The sequence below is a fragment of the Pseudoalteromonas sp. APC 3250 genome, from assembly GCF_030407915.1.
Classification (GTDB): Bacteria; Pseudomonadota; Gammaproteobacteria; order Enterobacterales; family Alteromonadaceae; genus Pseudoalteromonas; species Pseudoalteromonas tetraodonis.
Genome location: NZ_JASDCM010000026.1, coordinates 1 through 18,184, shown reverse-complemented (window position 1 = coordinate 18,184; position 18,184 = coordinate 1). Strand labels below are relative to the sequence as shown.

The 18,184-nt window shown below is 39.4% G+C and carries 14 protein-coding genes; 10 read left to right on the top strand and 4 right to left on the bottom strand.

The features are described 5' to 3' along the window. The first annotated feature begins 130 nt into the window (after nucleotides 1-130). The gene (locus QL986_RS17890; RefSeq protein ID WP_290191774.1) at nucleotides 131-2,260 is read left to right on the top strand and encodes a TonB-dependent siderophore receptor; all 2,130 of its coding nucleotides are present in this window, start codon (nucleotides 131-133) and stop codon (nucleotides 2,258-2,260) included. A gap of 9 nt (nucleotides 2,261-2,269) precedes the next feature. Further along, nucleotides 2,270-3,478, top strand: coding sequence for a PepSY-associated TM helix domain-containing protein (locus QL986_RS17885; RefSeq protein WP_290191773.1), 1,209 nt, complete (start codon nucleotides 2,270-2,272; stop codon nucleotides 3,476-3,478). A 54-nt stretch (nucleotides 3,479-3,532) separates the two neighbouring features. On the opposite strand, the gene yidC is transcribed toward QL986_RS17885, so the two are convergent. From yidC to rpmH, 4 genes are all read right to left on the bottom strand, one after another. Then, the gene (gene yidC, locus QL986_RS17880; RefSeq protein ID WP_013466276.1) at nucleotides 3,533-5,167 is read right to left on the bottom strand and encodes a membrane protein insertase YidC; all 1,635 of its coding nucleotides are present in this window, start codon (nucleotides 5,165-5,167) and stop codon (nucleotides 3,533-3,535) included. Between the two features lie 8 nt (nucleotides 5,168-5,175). Next, complete coding sequence (gene yidD / locus QL986_RS17875) at nucleotides 5,176-5,451, bottom strand: membrane protein insertion efficiency factor YidD (protein WP_036957173.1); 276 nt, start codon at nucleotides 5,449-5,451, stop codon at nucleotides 5,176-5,178. Nucleotides 5,452-5,577: 126 nt separating this feature from the next. After that, complete coding sequence (gene rnpA, locus QL986_RS17870) at nucleotides 5,578-6,003, bottom strand: ribonuclease P protein component (RefSeq protein ID WP_008467046.1); 426 nt, start codon at nucleotides 6,001-6,003, stop codon at nucleotides 5,578-5,580. A 7-nt stretch (nucleotides 6,004-6,010) separates the two neighbouring features. Beyond that, nucleotides 6,011-6,145, bottom strand: a complete 135-nt coding sequence (gene rpmH / locus QL986_RS17865) for a 50S ribosomal protein L34 (RefSeq protein WP_008112968.1) — start codon at nucleotides 6,143-6,145, stop codon at nucleotides 6,011-6,013. Between the two features lie 506 nt (nucleotides 6,146-6,651). Between rpmH and dnaA the strand changes: the two genes are divergently transcribed. The 8 genes from dnaA to QL986_RS17825 all read left to right on the top strand — a co-directional run bounded on the left by dnaA (nucleotide 6,652) and on the right by QL986_RS17825 (nucleotide 18,041). Beyond that, a complete protein-coding gene (dnaA, locus tag QL986_RS17860) occupies nucleotides 6,652-8,040 on the top strand; it encodes a chromosomal replication initiator protein DnaA (RefSeq protein WP_008467048.1) in 1,389 nt (462 codons plus the stop codon). Between the two features lie 13 nt (nucleotides 8,041-8,053). Beyond that, nucleotides 8,054-9,157: a DNA polymerase III subunit beta gene (gene dnaN / locus QL986_RS17855; protein ID WP_008112965.1), complete on the top strand. Its 1,104-nt coding sequence runs from the start codon at nucleotides 8,054-8,056 to the stop codon at nucleotides 9,155-9,157. A gap of 15 nt (nucleotides 9,158-9,172) precedes the next feature. Next, nucleotides 9,173-10,267 carry a DNA replication/repair protein RecF gene (gene recF / locus QL986_RS17850; protein ID WP_028834900.1) on the top strand — a complete coding sequence of 365 codons (1,095 nt, stop codon included), beginning with the start codon at nucleotides 9,173-9,175 and terminating at the stop codon, nucleotides 10,265-10,267. 12 nt (nucleotides 10,268-10,279) lie between these two features. Then, complete coding sequence (gyrB, locus tag QL986_RS17845; protein ID WP_090495416.1) at nucleotides 10,280-12,706, top strand: DNA topoisomerase (ATP-hydrolyzing) subunit B; 2,427 nt, start codon at nucleotides 10,280-10,282, stop codon at nucleotides 12,704-12,706. Between the two features lie 140 nt (nucleotides 12,707-12,846). Continuing rightward, the gene (glyQ, locus tag QL986_RS17840; RefSeq protein ID WP_010392717.1) at nucleotides 12,847-13,749 is read left to right on the top strand and encodes a glycine--tRNA ligase subunit alpha; all 903 of its coding nucleotides are present in this window, start codon (nucleotides 12,847-12,849) and stop codon (nucleotides 13,747-13,749) included. Nucleotides 13,750-13,751: 2 nt separating this feature from the next. Next, a complete protein-coding gene (gene glyS, locus QL986_RS17835) occupies nucleotides 13,752-15,821 on the top strand; it encodes a glycine--tRNA ligase subunit beta (RefSeq protein WP_290191772.1) in 2,070 nt (689 codons plus the stop codon). A 79-nt stretch (nucleotides 15,822-15,900) separates the two neighbouring features. After that, on the top strand, nucleotides 15,901-16,353 hold the full coding sequence (locus QL986_RS17830; RefSeq protein WP_024601485.1) for a hypothetical protein: 453 nt from the start codon (nucleotides 15,901-15,903) through the stop codon (nucleotides 16,351-16,353). Between the two features lie 71 nt (nucleotides 16,354-16,424). Further along, nucleotides 16,425-18,041: a P-loop NTPase fold protein gene (locus QL986_RS17825; RefSeq protein WP_290191771.1), complete on the top strand. Its 1,617-nt coding sequence runs from the start codon at nucleotides 16,425-16,427 to the stop codon at nucleotides 18,039-18,041. Nucleotides 18,042-18,184: the final 143 nt, after the last annotated feature.

Below are 18,184 nucleotides of genomic sequence, written 5' to 3'. Positions count from 1 at the left end.
GTATGTAAAAATGCGTCAGCAGATACATTTTAAGCATTTCATTATTTAGTTTTAATTAATAATTAGTTATTGAAAATGATAACTATATTCATTAGCATATGCGTATTATTTTTCTATGTACTTAAACTTTATGCGCTATTCTCCAGTTTTATTGGCTGTTCTAGTCAGTTTTTCAGGTTCTTCACTAGCTGAAAATCAAAATATTGAAAATGAAATAGAAACTATTGATGTTGTTGGCCGTGCTTTTTCTTTATACAGACCAACAGAATCCAGTTTTGGGACTCGCACAAATACCCCAATTGAGAAAATCCCGCAGTCCATTCAAATTCTTCCCCAAGCGTTAATTAACGATCAGGCTGCACGTCAAATTACCGATTTATATAGCAATATTGCAGGGGTTAACGCATTTAGTTATTCCGGGGTGACGTTTCGTGGTTTTCGCCAAGATGAGATCTTATACGATGGTGTAAAAGGCGACCCATTTAATGGTTTTGCTGTTCCACAGTTATTTAATATTGAACAAGTTGCCGTATTAAAAGGCCCTGCGGGCGCTATTTATGGTAGCGGAAACCCTGGCGGCATTATTAATTATGTAACTAAAAAGCCAAAGTTTACTGATGAGCACAGCATTGAAGTTGAAGTAGGTAATGATGACTTTTTCAGTGGGGCAATACAAAGTACTGGTACGCTAAGTGAATCGCTCGATAACCATGCTTACCGTGTTGGTTTATATCGTGATTCAGAAAATCCCTTTCGTACTAATACCAGTAGCGATAACACCATTGTTGATCTTGGTTATACTTGGTTAATTAATAGTGCGACAGAGCTGACTACGCAATACACTTTTATTGAGCAAGAATTAGGTGGTGCACGTTTACGCGGTGTACCCGCTGATGATAATGGCCAATTTATTACAGATATTAGCTGGAATCATAATGAAGCGACTGACTTTCAAAATGTTGAAGCCCATGTTTATCAAGCTACTTTAAAGCACGATATTAATGATATTTGGCGAACGGATATTACGGCTCGTTATTTCGATAATAAAGAAGTGCAAAACTATCATGAACCGAAAGGACTCGATGATACAGATGGCGATGGTGTGCTTGATTGGAGTGATCGAGAGTTTCGTGATCAAGTTCGTGAGAATGAAGGTTTTAGTTTAACGGCTAATGCGGTTGCGGAGTTTGTATTGGCTGATATGCAACATCAAGTATTACTGGGTAGTGATTGGTATGAGCATAGCTTTGAAAGTGTTTATCGTACGGCAAAGCAACAGAGTCAAGGAGGGCCTGTACCCGGGCTTGATCTTTACAACCCTGAGTATGGTCTTACAGCGGCTGATGATTATAATTTAGATAGCATAACACCACGGTTAGGTCGAACGAATAGCACTCGTTTTGGTGCTTATGTTCAAGATCAGCTCGATATTACCACTAATTGGAGTATCACCGCAGGGTTAAGATATGATCGCTTTGAAGATAAAGACGAGTTAAATCAAACTGAGTTTTCAGATAGTGATGTGACTTATCGTGTGGGTACAACTTACAACATTAACGATACTTTCTACCCCTATGCTTTATACGGTACGGGCTTTGTTCCACAAAGTGCAAGTGATCAAGAAACGGCAAAGGGTGGGCCATTTTCTCCAGAAACAAGCCGTATCAATGAAGTTGGTTTAAAAAGTAAACTGCTTGATGATAGCTTGGCAGTTAATTTGGCTGCTTACAATATTGTTCGTGAAAATATCCTCCAAGCAAGCTTATTAGGTGATGTGGCTGGCGATGGTGTTGACGATCTGGTGGCTGTAGGTGAAGTAGAAAGTAAAGGATTTGAAATTGAAGTGGTTGGTGATATTACCGAGCGCTGGGTTGTGACCGCTAACTATGCCTATAATGATACCCGTATCACTAAAGCGAATGAAAGCATTCGTAATCAAATCCCTGATAGTGATAAGTTTGCTAATGCCCCACAAAATACAGTGGGCATTTGGACACGCTACGAGCTTCCTCGCTTCTCTTCCTCTATTTCTGCCGGTTTAGACTATGTTGACGAACAGCTAAGCTTAGGTGGTCAACAAGTTAAGCCTTACACTATTTATAATATGGCATGGCAAACCACAGTAGATAATTGGCAATGGCAATTGTCGGTTAAAAATTTGTTTGATAAAGAATATGCTAGTAGTGGCTTTATTGAACGTACAGGGCACTTCCCAGGTGAACCTCGCCGTATTTATTTTAGTGCTAAATACAGCTTTTAAAGGTGGCGTGTGAACGCTAGACAATGGTTTAATCTGCATTCATGGGCAGGGCTCTTTGTTGGTGTCCTGCTTTTTGTTGTTTGTTTATCTGGTACACTTGCGACGCTAAGTCATGAAATTGAATATCTGACAGACAGTAAGTATCGTGCGTTAACGTCCTCTTCAATCACCAACTATCAAGCCATTGAAAATACCCTCAACAAGCATTATTCAGGTGCACAAGTGTTGTATCTTCAGCGCCATAAGCAAGAGTACTTGGCTTTGGAAGTTGCACTAAAAATAGATGACGCATTTCGGTTTATTTATTTAGATGCAGCCACAGGGCATGTGTTAGGTGAGGGGGAATGGGCACGTGCTTCACGGTTTTTACGTAACTGGCACATGTATTTATCCATGGGCTGGATAGGTAAGCTAATTGTTACAAGCTTAAGTATTTTATTGGTTATTCTGCTGGTTTCGAGTTTTTATGTGTATCGTCGCTGGTGGCAGGGCTTTTTTAAAAAGCCTGCCCAGCTAGTTTTAGATAAACGTAATGGCTGGTCTGATTGGCATAAGTTTCTTGGGTTATGGAGTATGTGGTTTATGGCTATCATAGCCATAACAGGTCTGTGGTACCTTATTGAACATGGTTTGCAAACAGCGAAAATAAAGCATTATATTGCACCACCAGTCGCTGTTAGTGAATTTAAAAAACAAATACCCACTGTTAATGCAACACCAATAAGCTTAACTCAGGCTTATAACGCTGCGCAGCAGGCATTTCCGACGCTTGATATTCGCTATATACGTTATGGTAATAAAAAGAATCAACCTATTGAAGTACGTGGTTATAACGATGATATTTTACTTCGCTTACGCGCCAATCGCGTGTATTTAAAGCCAACGACAGGCACAGTATTAGCAGTACAAAAAGGAGAGAATTTACCGCTTATTCCTCGTATTAAAGATACTGCCGATCCTTTGCATTTTGGTAACTTTGCAGGCCTCGGCACTAAACTTATTTGGGCGCTATTCGGCGGTTTTATGAGTTTTGTTAGTGCTGTTGGCATATATATGAGTTGGCTCAGAGTGAGGCGTAAAAAAACTGTTTTTGAGTGGTTAGGCATATCAGGTTACGTGGCTATAGGTTTAGCTATTTTCTCTCTGACAATAACGGGTGTGAACTTTAGTGAGCGCAGTGTACCAAAGTCGCTTTATTCGCCTATTCTTAGTGAGTAAATTTCAGATATTAAAAAAGGCGACCTAGGTCGCCTTTTTTGTAGGTAAGGGGAGTTAGCCCCTTACTTTAATACCTTTCTTTTCCATGCCACGGTAGATGATTAACATCTGGACAATAGAGATAAGGTTAGACACTAACCAGTAAAGTACTAAACCAGATGGGAACCATAAGAAGAACACAGAGAAGATAACCGGCATAAAGGTCATCATTTTTTGCTGCATTGGATCGGTAACCGTCATAGGTTGTAGTTTTTGCGTTATAAACATACTCGCACCAAATAAGATTGGTAATACGTAGTATGGGTCTTTCGCAGAAAGGTCTGTTAGCCAAAGTACAAATTCAGCGTGACGAAGTTCTGTAGACTCTAAGAATACATAGAACAAGGCTAAGAAGATTGGCATTTGCAGTAAAATAGGGAAACAGCCACCCATAGGGTTTACTTTTTCTTTACGGTACATTTCCATGGTCGCTTGGCCGAATTTTTGACGATCATCACCATACTTTTCTTTTAGCGCTTTCATCTTAGGCTGTAATGCACGCATTTTAGCCATTGAGGTGTATTGTGCTTTAGTAAGTGGGTACATTAATGATTTAACGATAATAGTGATGGCTATAATTGCTACACCCCAGTTACCTAAAATGCTGTGTAACCATTTTAATAGTACAAATAACGGCTGAGAGATAAACCATAACCAACCGTAATCAACGGTTAAGTCTAGGTCAGTGTGAATCGCTTCAAGTTTATCTGACTCTTTAGGGCCCATGTAATAAGTTGCAGTAAGTACTTGCTCACTACCAGCTTGAACATTTACCGCTTCGTCTTTAACACCAATAATAGCTGCGTTACTTTTAGTGATTAAACTATAAAGTGTATTCGCTTGATCTTGCATTGGTACCCAAGCACTTACAAAGTAATGCTGAATAAAGGCAACGTAACCACCTTGGGTATTAATGTTTAGGTTTTTATCGGCCATATCTGAAAAACTATACTTTTCGTATGGTTCCTCATCTGTACCGTATGCAGCCCCTAAATAGTTTTGATCAACCATGCTGCCTTTTTCTTGTACGGTACGCTTTATTTGTGTGTAAAGCTGTACTTGTACAGGCGCGCTGGTGGTGTTGTTAACTTTATATTCTAAGCCAACATCATACTGACCCTTTTTGAATACATAAGTCTTAGTAAAGCTTACACCGTTGCTGTCGGTAAATTGCAGTGGAACGCGAAGCTCATCACCTGTTAAGGTGTAAGAGGTTTGCTCTGATTGGTAAGTAGGACGACCATTTGCAGATGCATCTGGGCCATTTAAACCTATTAAACCACTTTGTGAAAAGTATTGTTTACCATCAAACTCACCAAGTAGCATGTAAGGAACATCACTGCCTTTGGTTTCTTTATAATTAATTAAGTCTGTTTCAACAATGTCACCGCCTTTGGTGTCAATTTTAACTTTGAACACGTCAGTTGTAATATCAATGACTGAGCGTTTAGCTAAAGTAGTTGAAGCAGGTAAACCAGAGTCTGATGAAGCTGGAACATAATCATCTGATTCCGGTGAGTTTGCTTTTAGTGTTTGTGTAGTGGCACTAGGATCGGCTTTTGGCGTGTTGTAGTCATTATTCCATTCTTGAAATAATAAAAACGACACTAGCATTAGGCCGATGAATAAAAACGTGCGTTGCGATTCCATAACAGCTCTTATTTCTCGTGTTGGTGGTTAATACGGGTTAATTTTTCAGGAACGGGGTCGTCTCCACCTGAATGTAAAGGATGGCATTTTAATATGCGTTTAACTGCGAGCCAACTGCCTTTTACTGCACCATGCAAATTAATTGCTTGAATAGCGTAGCTAGAACAGGTTGGATTAAAACGACAATGCGGACCCAATAGCGGGCTAATCCACTTTTGATAACCGCGGATCAATAAAACTAAACAACGTGTTGGTAACGCAGCAAGTGGTTTAAGTAACCTCATGTTGTACATGCCCCTACGTTATGTTTAGTGAATAGATACCATGTATTTAAAGACTTACTTTAAGATTTTAAACGCATGATTAAAAGGTGAGCTAAAGATACCTTAATTAACCCTGTAATTCTATTGCTATTGAGTTTGTTTAGTCGATTTAGCTGATTTGTTTGGGCGTTTTTTAAATGGTGGCGGTTTAGGGGCACCGGGTTTGCAGCGTTCATTAATTTTACGCCACAACTTTGTTAGTTGTTTGGTTAATTCTTCATTGGACTGTTCATCAATGCCACTTTTTACCATCAACACAATATCTATATTATCGAGAGTATGTTGGTTTAAACGAAAACTTTCGCGAGCAAGACGTTTAATACGGTTTCGTTGACATGCCTTTTTTACACGTTTTTTAGCAACAGTAAGGCCTAACCTAGGTTTTGACTGGTCACTTGGTTTTGCTAATAAAGTAAAGAAAGGAGTTGCAGCCCGAGCGGGTTCATTAAATATGCGAGAGTAATGCGAGGGAGTTAACAGACGTAACTCCCTGCCAAAGCTAAAGTCTTCCACTTATAAATTAAGCAGAAAGAACTTTGCGGCCTTTAGCACGGCGACGAGCTAATACTTTACGGCCATTTACAGTTGCCATACGAGCACGGAAACCGTGTGTACGTTTGCGTTTTAAAACGCTAGGTTGAAAAGTTCTTTTCATAACAATCTCATCCGATCGGTTAAAGTTAAAACATCCTATGCAGGTCGCGATCCTGGCACAGGTGCCATTGCGAGCGCGAGATATTATAGATGAAGTGACGAAAAGTCAATCATAATAGAGCGCGTAAAGCATGTTTATTTATGATCAATTTTCATGATCCGATAGGATCATCATAAATAAGAAGTTTTCCACAGCCCCTGTATAAAAAGTGAATAAAAGCATGGGAAAAGTAAATTAGATCATAAATTATAGTCGCGATCTGCTGCCAGTTTTGTTATGATCTCTAATCAGGCTTTAAAATAAAAAGCTATTTAAATCAGTCTGTTATTATATTTATACATCGATATCAACAATTTTATAAAAATCAATCTTTTACTTGTGGATAAAGTGCATTCATAATAGTCGGTCTTGGGCTGCTTATTGAGCCATTTAAACGCAATACAGGTGTGATTTTTGAATCATTATTGATGTGCGGGAATAAAAATTATATCTCTGGGAGTTTTACTGTGTATCTGTCGGTTTGGCAAAGTTGTTTATATGTATTGCAAGATGAATTGCCTTCGCAGCAATTTAGTATGTGGGTCAGACCACTTCAAGCAGAAAGTACCGAAGATACCTTGACGATTTATGCGCCTAATCGTTTTGTACTTGATTGGGTAAGAGAAAAATACCTAAATAGAATAAATGAGTTACTGGTTGAAATTTGTGGTGTAGAAGCCCCTGAATTACGCTTTGATGTAGGCAGCAAGCCGCTATTAAATGCACAAGCTGCGCCGGTAGTTGAAACACAATCAGCACCAAGTACGCAAGCAACGGCAAAACAACAACCTCGAGAACAAAAACCAGTTGTTGAGCCCGCTCCTAAATCGGGTTATAAATCAAACATTAAAGAAAACTATACCTTTGACAGTTTTGTTGAGGGTAAATCTAACCAATTAGCAAAAGCGGCTGCCACTCAGGTAGCAGATAATCCTGGCTCTGCATTTAATCCTGTTTTTATTTACGGTGGTACGGGCTTAGGTAAAACGCATTTATTACATGCGGTAGGCAACGGTATTATGGCCAATAAGCCAGATGCTAAAATTGTCTACATGCATTCAGAACGATTTGTGCAAGACATGGTTAAAGCACTGCAAAATAATGCGATTGAAGAATTTAAGCGTTATTACCGCAGTGTTGATGCACTCATGATTGATGACATTCAATTTTTTGCTAATAAAGAACGTTCACAAGAAGAGTTCTTTCATACCTTTAATGCATTATTAGAAGGTAACCAGCAAATTATTTTAACCTCTGACCGTTATCCTAAAGAGATAGAAGGGGTTGAAGATCGCCTTAAATCTCGTTTTGGTTGGGGATTAACTATCGCGATTGAGCCGCCAGAGCTTGAAACACGCGTTGCCATTTTGATGAAAAAAGCTCAGCAAAGTAAAATTAATTTACCGCATGAAGTGGCATTTTTTATCGCTAAAAAATTACGTTCAAACGTACGTGAACTTGAAGGGGCTTTAAACCGTGTAATTGCTAATGCAAACTTTACCGGCCGCCCAATTTCTATCGACTTTGTAAAAGAAGCACTGCGTGATTTACTCGCACTGCAAGATAAACTAGTCACCATAGACAATATTCAACGTACGGTAGCAGAATACTATAGAATACGTGTGTCTGATTTACTGTCTAAGCGCCGCAGTCGCTCTATAGCAAGGCCGCGCCAAGTTGCCATGGCATTATCTAAAGAACTCACTAATCACAGCTTACCTGAGATTGGGGATGCCTTTGGTGGGCGTGACCATACAACAGTACTGCACGCGTGTCGCAAAGTTAAATCATTACGTGACGAAAGCCACGAGATTAAAGAAGATTACCAAAATTTAATAAGAACATTGTCATCTTAGGGCTGACTTTATTATGCAAATAACAATATCAAGAGAACAATTTTTAAAACCATTGGTGCAAGTATCGGGTGCCATAGAGCGTAAGCATACGTTACCCATTTTATCTAACGTATTACTCGTGGTAGAAAATGGCCAGCTTTCAATGACAGGGACCGACCTTGAAATTGAATTAGTGGCGAGCGTGTTTGTAGGTGATGATGTTGCCGATACCAAGCTCACATTACCGGCTAAAAAATTACTCGATATTTGTAAAAGTTTACCGGATGGTTCTGATCTTACTTTAAGCTTGCAAGACCATCAGCTACTTTTAACCAGTGGTAAAAGTCGTTTTTCATTGACCACATTAGCGGCTGAAGATTTTCCTAATTTAGAGCAGTGGGATGGTGAAGTTGAATTTCAACTAACGCGTTTAGAGTTACGTAAATTACTTGAAAGCACGCACTTTTCAATGGCAAACCAAGATGTACGTTATTACTTAAACGGCATGTCGTTTGAAGTTGATAACAGCGATATAAAAACAGTCGCCACTGATGGGCACCGTTTAGCGATTGCACAAAAGCAACTAGGTCAGTCATTAAATACACAGCGCCAATTAATTATACCGCGCAAAGGCGTGCAAGAAATTATGCGCCTAATGGTTGCCGACCAAGAGTTAGTGACTATTCAGTTTGGTGCTAACCACATTCGTATTATTGATATTGAATTTACGTTTACGAGTAAATTAGTTGATGGCCGTTTCCCTGATTACCGTCGTGTTTTACCACGCGGTGGCGATAAAGTTATTACAGCAAACAGAGAATGGTTACGTAATGCATTTCAACGCGTATCGATTTTATCGAACGAAAAATTTCGTGGTGTACGTTTAAATTTATCAAACGGTTTATTAAAAATTACGGCTAACAACCCAGAGCAAGAACAAGCGGAAGAAGTAGTTGAAGTAATGTACGAGGGCGATGACCTAGAAATAGGGTTTAATGTGTCTTACGTGCTTGATGTATTAAATACATTAAAAACTGAAGATGTGTTATTTACACTTGCCGATTCAAATAGCAGTGCACTAATAGAAGGTGCAGGCGATGAAGAAGCGATGTACGTCGTTATGCCTATGCGTTTATAAGATTATAAATACATAATGAGCTTAAGTCATTTGAGCCTCAAATATTTTCGTAATATTGAGGCGCTGACGCTAGAACCAGTTAATGGCGTTAATATAATTTATGGTGAAAACGGCAGCGGAAAAACCAGCCTTTTAGAGGCTATATATTACCTTTCTCACGGCAAATCTTTTCGAACTTCTAAACATAAAAGTATTATTGCACACCAGCAAGATCAGTTTGTTATTCATGGCCGCAAAGCGTTATACGATTTATCTATCCCTATTGGTATTAGTAAAACCCAAGCGGGTGAAACCAATTTAAAAATCCAGGGTAAGGCGAGTCGAAAAGTATCTGAACTTGCCCAGTTAATGCCGGTACAAATAATAACACCAGAAAGCTACTCACTATTTTTTGGCGGTCCTAAGGAGCGCAGAAAATTTTTAGACTTAGGTTTGTTCCACGTGGAACATGAGTTTTTTTTCTTATGGCAATCGTTTAATAAAGTGCTTAAACAACGCAATGCCTTATTAAAATCTAAGCCTAAGAATTATTTTGACCAAATCAAGTTTTGGGACAAAGAATTTGTTAGACTGGCTGAACAAATAAATAAATTAAGAATCGCGTATATAACTAGGTTTAAGCAGCAATTTTTTGATAAAATGTGTGCAGAATTAACGCTAATACGCGATTTAGAAATTAGCTTCAATGCGGGCTGGAAAGAGAGTGAATCTCTTTGTGATGCGTTAGAGCAAAGTTTTGAGCGAGATGCTCGCCAAGGCTTTACAAGTAAAGGCCCTCATAAGGCTGATTTTAGTTTTAGTGTCGCTGGCAGCAGTGTTGAGAATGTATTCTCACGCGGGCAATTAAAGTTATTGTTGTATGCGTTAAAAGTAACGCAAAATAGCTTAATTGAGTCAGAGACAGATAAGCAATCAATATTGCTAATAGATGATCTACCTTCAGAACTAAGCGAAGATACAAAAGAGAAAGTGGGCCAGTTATTGACTCACTGTAGTTCTCAAATATTTATTTCTTCAATTTTATCTGAAAGTATTTCTGCTGTGGTGGAACCCATGCAACGAGAACTAAAAATGTTCCACGTGAAACATGGCAACCTAATAACAAGATAAGTGGGATTAACCATGTCTGAGAATTATGATTCGTCGAGTATTAAAGTACTTAAAGGATTAGATGCAGTAAGAAAGCGTCCTGGTATGTATATAGGGGACACCGATGATGGTACGGGCTTACACCACATGGTGTTTGAGGTCGTTGATAACTCTATCGATGAGGCCTTAGCGGGTCACTGTGATGATATTTATGTCACTATTCACTTAGACGGTTCGGTATCTGTAAGAGATAACGGCCGTGGTATTCCTACTTCTATACATGAAGAAGAAGGTGTATCTGCAGCTGAAGTAATTATGACGGTACTACACGCCGGTGGTAAGTTTGATGATAACTCTTATAAAGTATCAGGTGGCTTACACGGTGTTGGTGTATCGGTAGTAAATGCATTATCAGAAAAATTAAAACTAACCATTCGTCGTGAAGGTAAACTTCATGAGCAGTTTTACACTATGGGTGTACCTGATGCACCACTAGCTGTAATTGGTGATTCTGAAACAAATGGTACTGAAATTCGTTTTTGGCCAAGTGGCGAAACGTTCACTAACCTTGATTTTCATTACGATATTTTGGCAAAGCGTTTACGCGAGCTGTCGTTTTTGAATTCAGGTGTAAGTATCATATTAAGCGATGAGCGCGAAGAAAATAAAAGCGACCACTTTAAGTACGAAGGCGGTATCAGAGCATTCGTTGAATACCTAAACCGCAATAAAACACCAGTGCATAAAGGGGTATTCCATTTTACTCACGAACGTGAAGAAGATGGTATTAGTGTAGAAGTATCAATGCAGTGGAATGATGCATTCCAAGAAAACATTTACTGTTTCACAAATAATATTCCTCAACGTGATGGTGGTACTCACTTAGCTGGTTTTAGATCGGCGCTAACGCGTACGCTCAATAACTACATGGAAAAAGAAGGCTTTAACAAAAAAGCTAAAACAACCAGTAATGCAACGGGCGATGATGCTCGTGAAGGCTTAACGGCTGTTGTTAGTGTTAAAGTTCCTGATCCTAAATTCTCATCACAGACAAAAGACAAGCTAGTATCTAGTGAAGTTAAGTCTGCTGTAGAGCAAGCAATGGCTGAAAAATTCACTGAGTTTTTATTAGAAAACCCAATGGATGCAAAAATTGTTGTTGGCAAAATTATTGATGCAGCACGCGCGCGTGAAGCCGCTCGTAAAGCACGTGAAATGACACGCCGTAAAGGTGCTATGGATTTAGCTGGTTTACCGGGTAAACTAGCGGATTGCCAAGAAAAAGATCCAGCCCAATCTGAACTATATATAGTGGAGGGTGACTCAGCTGGCGGTTCAGCCAAGCAGGGTCGTAACCGTAAGAATCAAGCGATTCTTCCGCTTAAAGGTAAAATCTTAAACGTAGAAAAAGCACGTTTTGATAAAATGCTTTCTTCACAAGAAGTGGCAACGCTAATTACTGCACTAGGTTGTGGTATTGGCCGTGACGAATATAACCCTGAGAAATTACGTTATCACCGTATTATAATCATGACCGATGCCGACGTGGATGGTTCTCACATTCGTACTTTGCTACTAACATTCTTCTATCGTCAAATGCCGGAAATTGTTGAACGTGGTTATATTTATATTGCTCAGCCTCCACTTTATAAAGTGAAAAAAGGCAAGCAAGAGCGTTATATTAAAGATGATCCAGCATTAGTTGATTACCTTACATCTTTAGCGCTAAGCAATGCAGCACTGTACACTAGTGATAGTGCTGAAGCGGTTGATGGTGAAGCATTAGAGTCAATTGTTCACGATTATCAAAACACGGTTAAAGTTATCGAGCGCTTAAAGCGTAAGTATCCGAACACAGTTATGAACCGTTTGATTTACCAAAGTGAGCTGAAAAAAGAAGACCTTTCAGACGAAGCTAAGGTAATTGCTTGGACTAAAGAGCTGGTTGATGACTTAATTGAACGTGATGAAGATGCAACTATTTTCCATGCAGGAACTGAGCACGATACAGAGCGTAACTTGTATTATCCAGTTGTGAATATTCGTCAGCATGGTGTGGATAAAGCACACGTACTTCATTATGACTTTATTACATCAAGAGACTACCAACGCATTGCTGTAACAGGTAAAAACATTGCTAATATAATCACAGAGGGTGCATATATCCAACGTGGTGAGAAAACAAAACCTGTTGATAACTTTGTGGATGCATTGGAATGGTTGATCGCAGAGTCTAAGCGCGGGATCTACATTCAACGCTATAAAGGACTGGGTGAAATGAATCCAAATCAGCTTTGGGAAACCACCATGGATCCTAGCGCACGCCGTATGTTGCAAGTAACAATTGAAGATGCTGTTGCAGCGGATCAATTATTTGCCACTTTAATGGGCGATCAAGTTGAGCCGCGTCGTGAGTTTATTGAAACGAACGCACTGCGTGTGGTTAACTTAGACGTATAAAACATTATCGTAATCACAAAAAAGGAGCCCTAGGCTCCTTTTTTATTTTTTCAAACGCACAAACTGCTTAAAACCTGAGTGTGCACAAGGTATACTGAGGGTAATTTTCACGCTACTTCTCAGATAGTAAAAAGCCAAATATGCAAAAATATGACGTTAAAACCTTTCAAGGTTTGATCCTGGCTTTACAGGATTATTGGGCACAGCAAGGCTGTGTCATTATTCAACCACTTGACATGGAAGTGGGCGCAGGGACATTTCACCCGCAAACATTTTTAAAATCAATTGGCCCAGAGCCAATGTCGAGCGCATACGTTCAACCGTGTCGTCGTCCTACCGATGGTCGTTACGGTGAGAATCCAAACCGCTTACAACATTACTACCAATTCCAAGTTGTGTTAAAGCCATCACCAGACAATATTCAAGAGCTTTACTTAGGTTCTTTAGCTGCTGTAGGTATTGATACCCTAACTGACGAAGTTCGCTTTGTAGAAGATAACTGGGAATCACCTACATTAGGTGCGTGGGGCCTAGGTTGGGAAATTTGGTTAAATGGCATGGAGGTAACGCAGTTTACCTACTTCCAGCAAGTGGGCGGTTTAGAATGCTCACCGGTAACGGGCGAGATTACTTACGGCCTAGAGCGTTTAGCAATGTACATTCAAGGCGTAGATAGCATTTACGACCTAGTATGGGCTGACGGTCCATTTGGGCGCGTAACTTACGGTGATGTGTTCCATCAAAATGAAGTTGAGCAATCAACCTATAACTTTGAACATGCAAACGTAGCCGACTTATTTGAACAGTTTGATAAATGTGAAGCTGAGAGCCAAAAGCTAATTGAAGCAAGCCTACCATTACCAGCCTACGAGCAAGTAATGAAAGCATCGCATGCATTTAACTTATTAGACGCACGTCATGCTATTTCAGTAACTGAGCGTCAACGTTATATTTTACGCGTTCGTGCGTTATCAAAAGCGTGTGCACAAAGTTATTACGATGCACGTGAAGCACTTGGTTTCCCGCTGTGTAAGGATAAGTAAGCATGTCAGCAGAAAATTTATTAGTAGAAATTGGCACCGAAGAGTTGCCACCAAAAGCACTTCGTAAATTAGCCGAAGCCTTTGCTGCAAACTTAACAGCAGAATTAGAAAGTCTAGAACTAGGTCACCAAGGTGTGAACTGGTATGCATCGCCTCGTCGTTTAGGTTTACAAGTAAAAGCACTTGAAGCTAAACAACAGGACAAAGAAGTTGAAAAACGTGGCCCTGCAACTAAAGCCGCTTTTGATGCTGAGGGTAACCCAACTAAAGCAGCCATGGGTTGGGCTCGTGGTTGTGGTATTGAAGTAAAAGATGCGCAAACACTAGAAACAGATAAGGGCGCATGGTTATTGCACATTGCTAAAGTAGCAGGGCAAGAAACCAAAACGTTAATGACCGACGCTATAAGCAAAGCGCTCGCGAAACTACCTATCCCTAAACCAATGCGTTGGGGTGCGAATAAAACACAATTTATTCGTCCTGTGCATACTGTAACTATTTTATTCGGTAGTGAACTGGTTGAGGGTGAAATTCTTGGTAAGCAAGTGAGTAATCAACTGCAAGGCCATCGTTTTCATCACCCTGAAAAAATTAGCATTGATCATGCTGATGATGTGTTTGATGTACTTAAATCAGCTTACGTTGTTGCTGACTACGAACAGCGTAAAGCACAGATTCGCGCGCAAATAGAAGATGCAGCCAAAGCAGTTAATGCCGTTGTTGCTATGGATGAAGACTTACTTGAAGAAGTTACTTCATTGGTAGAATGGCCAGTAACGCTAACAGCCACATTTGAAGAAGCATTTTTAGATGTACCTGCTGAAGCGCTTATTTACACCATGAAAGACGATCAGAAATACTTTCCGTTATTAGATCAAGACGGCAAACTTTTAAATAAGTTTTTGTTTGTCTCTAACATCGAAAGTAAAGATCCTAGTGTAGTTATTTCTGGTAACGAAAAAGTAGTGCGCCCGCGTTTAGCCGATGCGCAGTTCTTCTTTGAAACAGATAAAAAGAAAACACTTGAAAGCCGACTTGAGTCGCTAGACAGCGTTTTATTCCAAAAGCAGTTGGGCACACTTAAAGATAAGTCACAGCGTATCAGTGAACTTGCCGGTTACATTGCAGAGCAACTAGGTGCAGATAAAGCACTAGCAGCGCGTGCTGGCTTATTAAGTAAAACCGATTTAATGACCGAAATGGTGATGGAATTTACCGACGTACAAGGTGTAATGGGAATGCATTACGCACGTCATGACGGTGAAGCTGAAGATGTCGCTGTTGCGCAAAACGAGCAGTACATGCCACGCTTTGCCGGCGATAACTTACCAACGAGTTTGATCAGCTGTGCAGTGGCTATTGCAGATAAGTTTGACACGCTGGTGGGTATTTTTGGTATAGGCCAAGCACCAAAAGGTGATAAAGACCCATTTGCACTTCGTCGTGCGGCCATTGGTGCATTACGTATCATGGTAGAAAAGCAGCTACCACTTGATATTTTAGACCTGGTTGCTAAGTCGCAAACCTTGTTTGGTGAAAAGCTGACTAACCTAAATGTATCGACCGATGTATTCGAATTTATGCTAGGGCGTTTCCGTGCTTGGTATCAAGATGAAGGCATTGAGGTAGATGTAATTCAAGCGGTACTTGCGCGCCGTCCAACGAAGCCTGTTGATTTTGATCGACGAGTTAAAGCCGTAAGCCATTTCCGCACTCTAGACGCCGCAGAATCGCTTGCAGCCGCTAATAAGCGTGTAAGTAATATTCTGGCTAAAAACAACATTACAACGCAAGGTGATGTTGATCAGAGCTTACTAAGTGACGACGCAGAAAAAGTATTGGCTACGCAAGTTGCAAAATTTGCCACTGATTTAGCACCACTGTACAGCGATGGAAACTACCAAGAGGCATTAAGCCAATTAGCAGGCATTCGTGACAGTGTTGATAACTTTTTTGACAATGTCATGGTAATGGCCGACGATGAAGCGGTTAAGCAAAACCGCCTTGCGCTTTTAAGTCAGTTAAGTGGGTTATTTTTAGAAATTGCAGATATTTCTGTATTACAAAAATAACAGCTAACAGCTATTAAAAAAGCCAGCATAATGCTGGCTTTTTAGTGTTTTATTTATATTAGTTAATAGAGGATTCACCATGAAGCTCCCAATGAAACGCATTTTCACGTTAGCCTTAGTGGGCTTATTGAGTGCTTGTACCAGCCAAATTTCAATTAACGACGTGTTGCCGCAGCAAGAATTGGATCGTAGTATTTATTTAAGAGGGGACTTCACATTATGGGATGCCGAACCTCAATATCAATTTAAACAAGTCGGCCCTGCGCTTTACCAAGCCCAAGTTAGGTTTTCGACCCCTGGCAAAGTGTACGAATTTAAAATAGCCGATGCGGATTTTAGTGAAGGTTTTAACTGTGGCTACAGCGATTCACAGCCATCAGGGCAAAGCCTAACACTCGGCCAATCAACACGCGCCGACTGTAATACCATTTATAATTACTTTAGCTACACACCAGCGATTAAAGGCTCCTACATAGTCAGCATTGATTTTAGTGACTACGATGAGCCGCAAGTGACGATAACTAAGAAATAGCTGTAAGTCGTCAGCCGTCAGCTTTCAGTTGCTCGAGTAAACTTATAGATTTGTGACAAGGACGTTAGTATATGTGTGCCAAGCAATGGAATGAAGAGATAAAAATTGATGGTGTTACTTACCCAGCAGATCAGTTAAATAGAAAGCAAGATGCTGAACTGCTGACTAAAATTCTTGTTCGCCGCTCAAACTCGAATAGAGAAAAGCCTAATAAATCCTCTTATGTAATTAACGTTAATGCTGAATGGGGCGCAGGTAAAACTTACTTTGTAAAACGTTGGGCTGAAGATTTAAAGCATGAACACCCAGTTGTCTATATAGATGCTTGGTCGAATGACTTTATGGATTCCCCCATAATTACTGTACTAGCTGAAATTCAAGAGCAACTATTAGAAACAATTAACAAAAGTCATTTAACTCAAGCCAAAAGAAAAAGCTTTAAGAATATTGGCATATCAGTATTACCTAAAATTCTAGCTGCGTTAGTTAAACGCTATGGTGGGTTTGATATTGAAGATATATTTGTTGATGAAAGTTCTGACACAGAAGTTACGGCATCAACAGAAAACAATAAATCATTGGATTTGTCAGCAGCTATGGAAGCTATGACAACACAAGCATTCAAAGAACATAGTGATTATAAAAAAGGCGTAAAAGAATTAAAAGCTACAATAAAAGAGTTAGTTAAATACTCTATTGAAAAACCTAAAAATGGACTTCGAGCAACAGCTCGTGATTATCCCGCATTCATTTTTATTGATGAGTTAGACCGCTGCCGCCCAACTTATGCAGTTGAAATGCTAGAAGCAATAAAGCATATTTTCGATATTGAAGGGTTAGTAATAGTCGTTTCAACACATACAGAAGAACTTCAGCACACAATTAAAGCATTGTACGGGAGTGATTTTAATGCAAATGACTACCTTAAGCGGTTTTTTGATACTAAGTATCACCTTGACGTTAGCGTATCAGCAAGCTTAATAAAAGCTAACTGTGATATTTCAATGCTTAAAGATGGTGGGGTGAGTAGTCGAGGGGTAATTTTATTTCCTTATGTTTTTACAGCTAATAATGAATTGAAAGAAAATATATTGCTTTTAATTGCCTCCATTGCTAGCTGGCAGGAGCTTTCTCCGCGAACTGCTATTCAATTTGCTGAACGATTACTCATTTCAATAGAGTTAGTTGAGAGCAATAAAACTATAGATATTGTGCTTTTATCTGTTCTGTTGTGTCTTTATGTGACTAGCAACCCTGAATATGATTATGTTATTGGCCAATTAGAATTAGATAATCCAAATTTTAATATACAAACTACGAACTCAAAGTTACGCCTAGCTGGGCAGAACTTCAATTTAGAAAATTCACTAGAGAGCCTAATAACTAATAATGAAAAAATAAGCAGATTTGAGCAACAGTTCAATTTATCAGAGTATGAAACTAATATATTTAAGAGTAAAAGAGCTAGCTATAAAGATTTTAACTTTCTGTTATATATAAAAGTAATTAAGAGAGTTTTAAATCGTAAAGAAATTAATAATACCGGCTATTTAACAAATTTTGGTTACAAAGGTCAAAGGACAATTGATAATAATCAGTTATTAGAAGCCTATATGACATATTACGGTTTAAATAAAAGCAGTATTACTTATTACTTATTACTTGAACTTAATAAGCTTAACCAATAAATTTTCTGATAGCTGATAGCTGATAGCTGATAGCTGATAGCTGATAGCTGATAGCTGATAGCTGATAGCTGATAGCTGATAGCTGATAGCTGATAGCTGATAGCTGATAGCTGATAGCTGATAGCTGATAGCTGATAGCTGAT

Coding starts and splice junctions, on each gene's coding strand:
- rpmH (WP_008112968.1), bottom strand. CDS start 6,145: ATGAAAAGAACTTTTCAACCTAGCGTTTTAAAACGCAAACGTACACAC.
- QL986_RS17825 (WP_290191771.1), top strand. CDS start 16,425: ATGTGTGCCAAGCAATGGAATGAAGAGATAAAAATTGATGGTGTTACT.
- gyrB (WP_090495416.1), top strand. CDS start 10,280: ATGTCTGAGAATTATGATTCGTCGAGTATTAAAGTACTTAAAGGATTA.
- QL986_RS17890 (WP_290191774.1), top strand. CDS start 131: ATGCGCTATTCTCCAGTTTTATTGGCTGTTCTAGTCAGTTTTTCAGGT.
- QL986_RS17830 (WP_024601485.1), top strand. CDS start 15,901: ATGAAGCTCCCAATGAAACGCATTTTCACGTTAGCCTTAGTGGGCTTA.
- yidD (WP_036957173.1), bottom strand. CDS start 5,451: ATGAGGTTACTTAAACCACTTGCTGCGTTACCAACACGTTGTTTAGTT.
- yidC (WP_013466276.1), bottom strand. CDS start 5,167: ATGGAATCGCAACGCACGTTTTTATTCATCGGCCTAATGCTAGTGTCG.
- dnaN (WP_008112965.1), top strand. CDS start 8,054: ATGCAAATAACAATATCAAGAGAACAATTTTTAAAACCATTGGTGCAA.
- glyQ (WP_010392717.1), top strand. CDS start 12,847: ATGCAAAAATATGACGTTAAAACCTTTCAAGGTTTGATCCTGGCTTTA.
- recF (WP_028834900.1), top strand. CDS start 9,173: ATGAGCTTAAGTCATTTGAGCCTCAAATATTTTCGTAATATTGAGGCG.
- glyS (WP_290191772.1), top strand. CDS start 13,752: ATGTCAGCAGAAAATTTATTAGTAGAAATTGGCACCGAAGAGTTGCCA.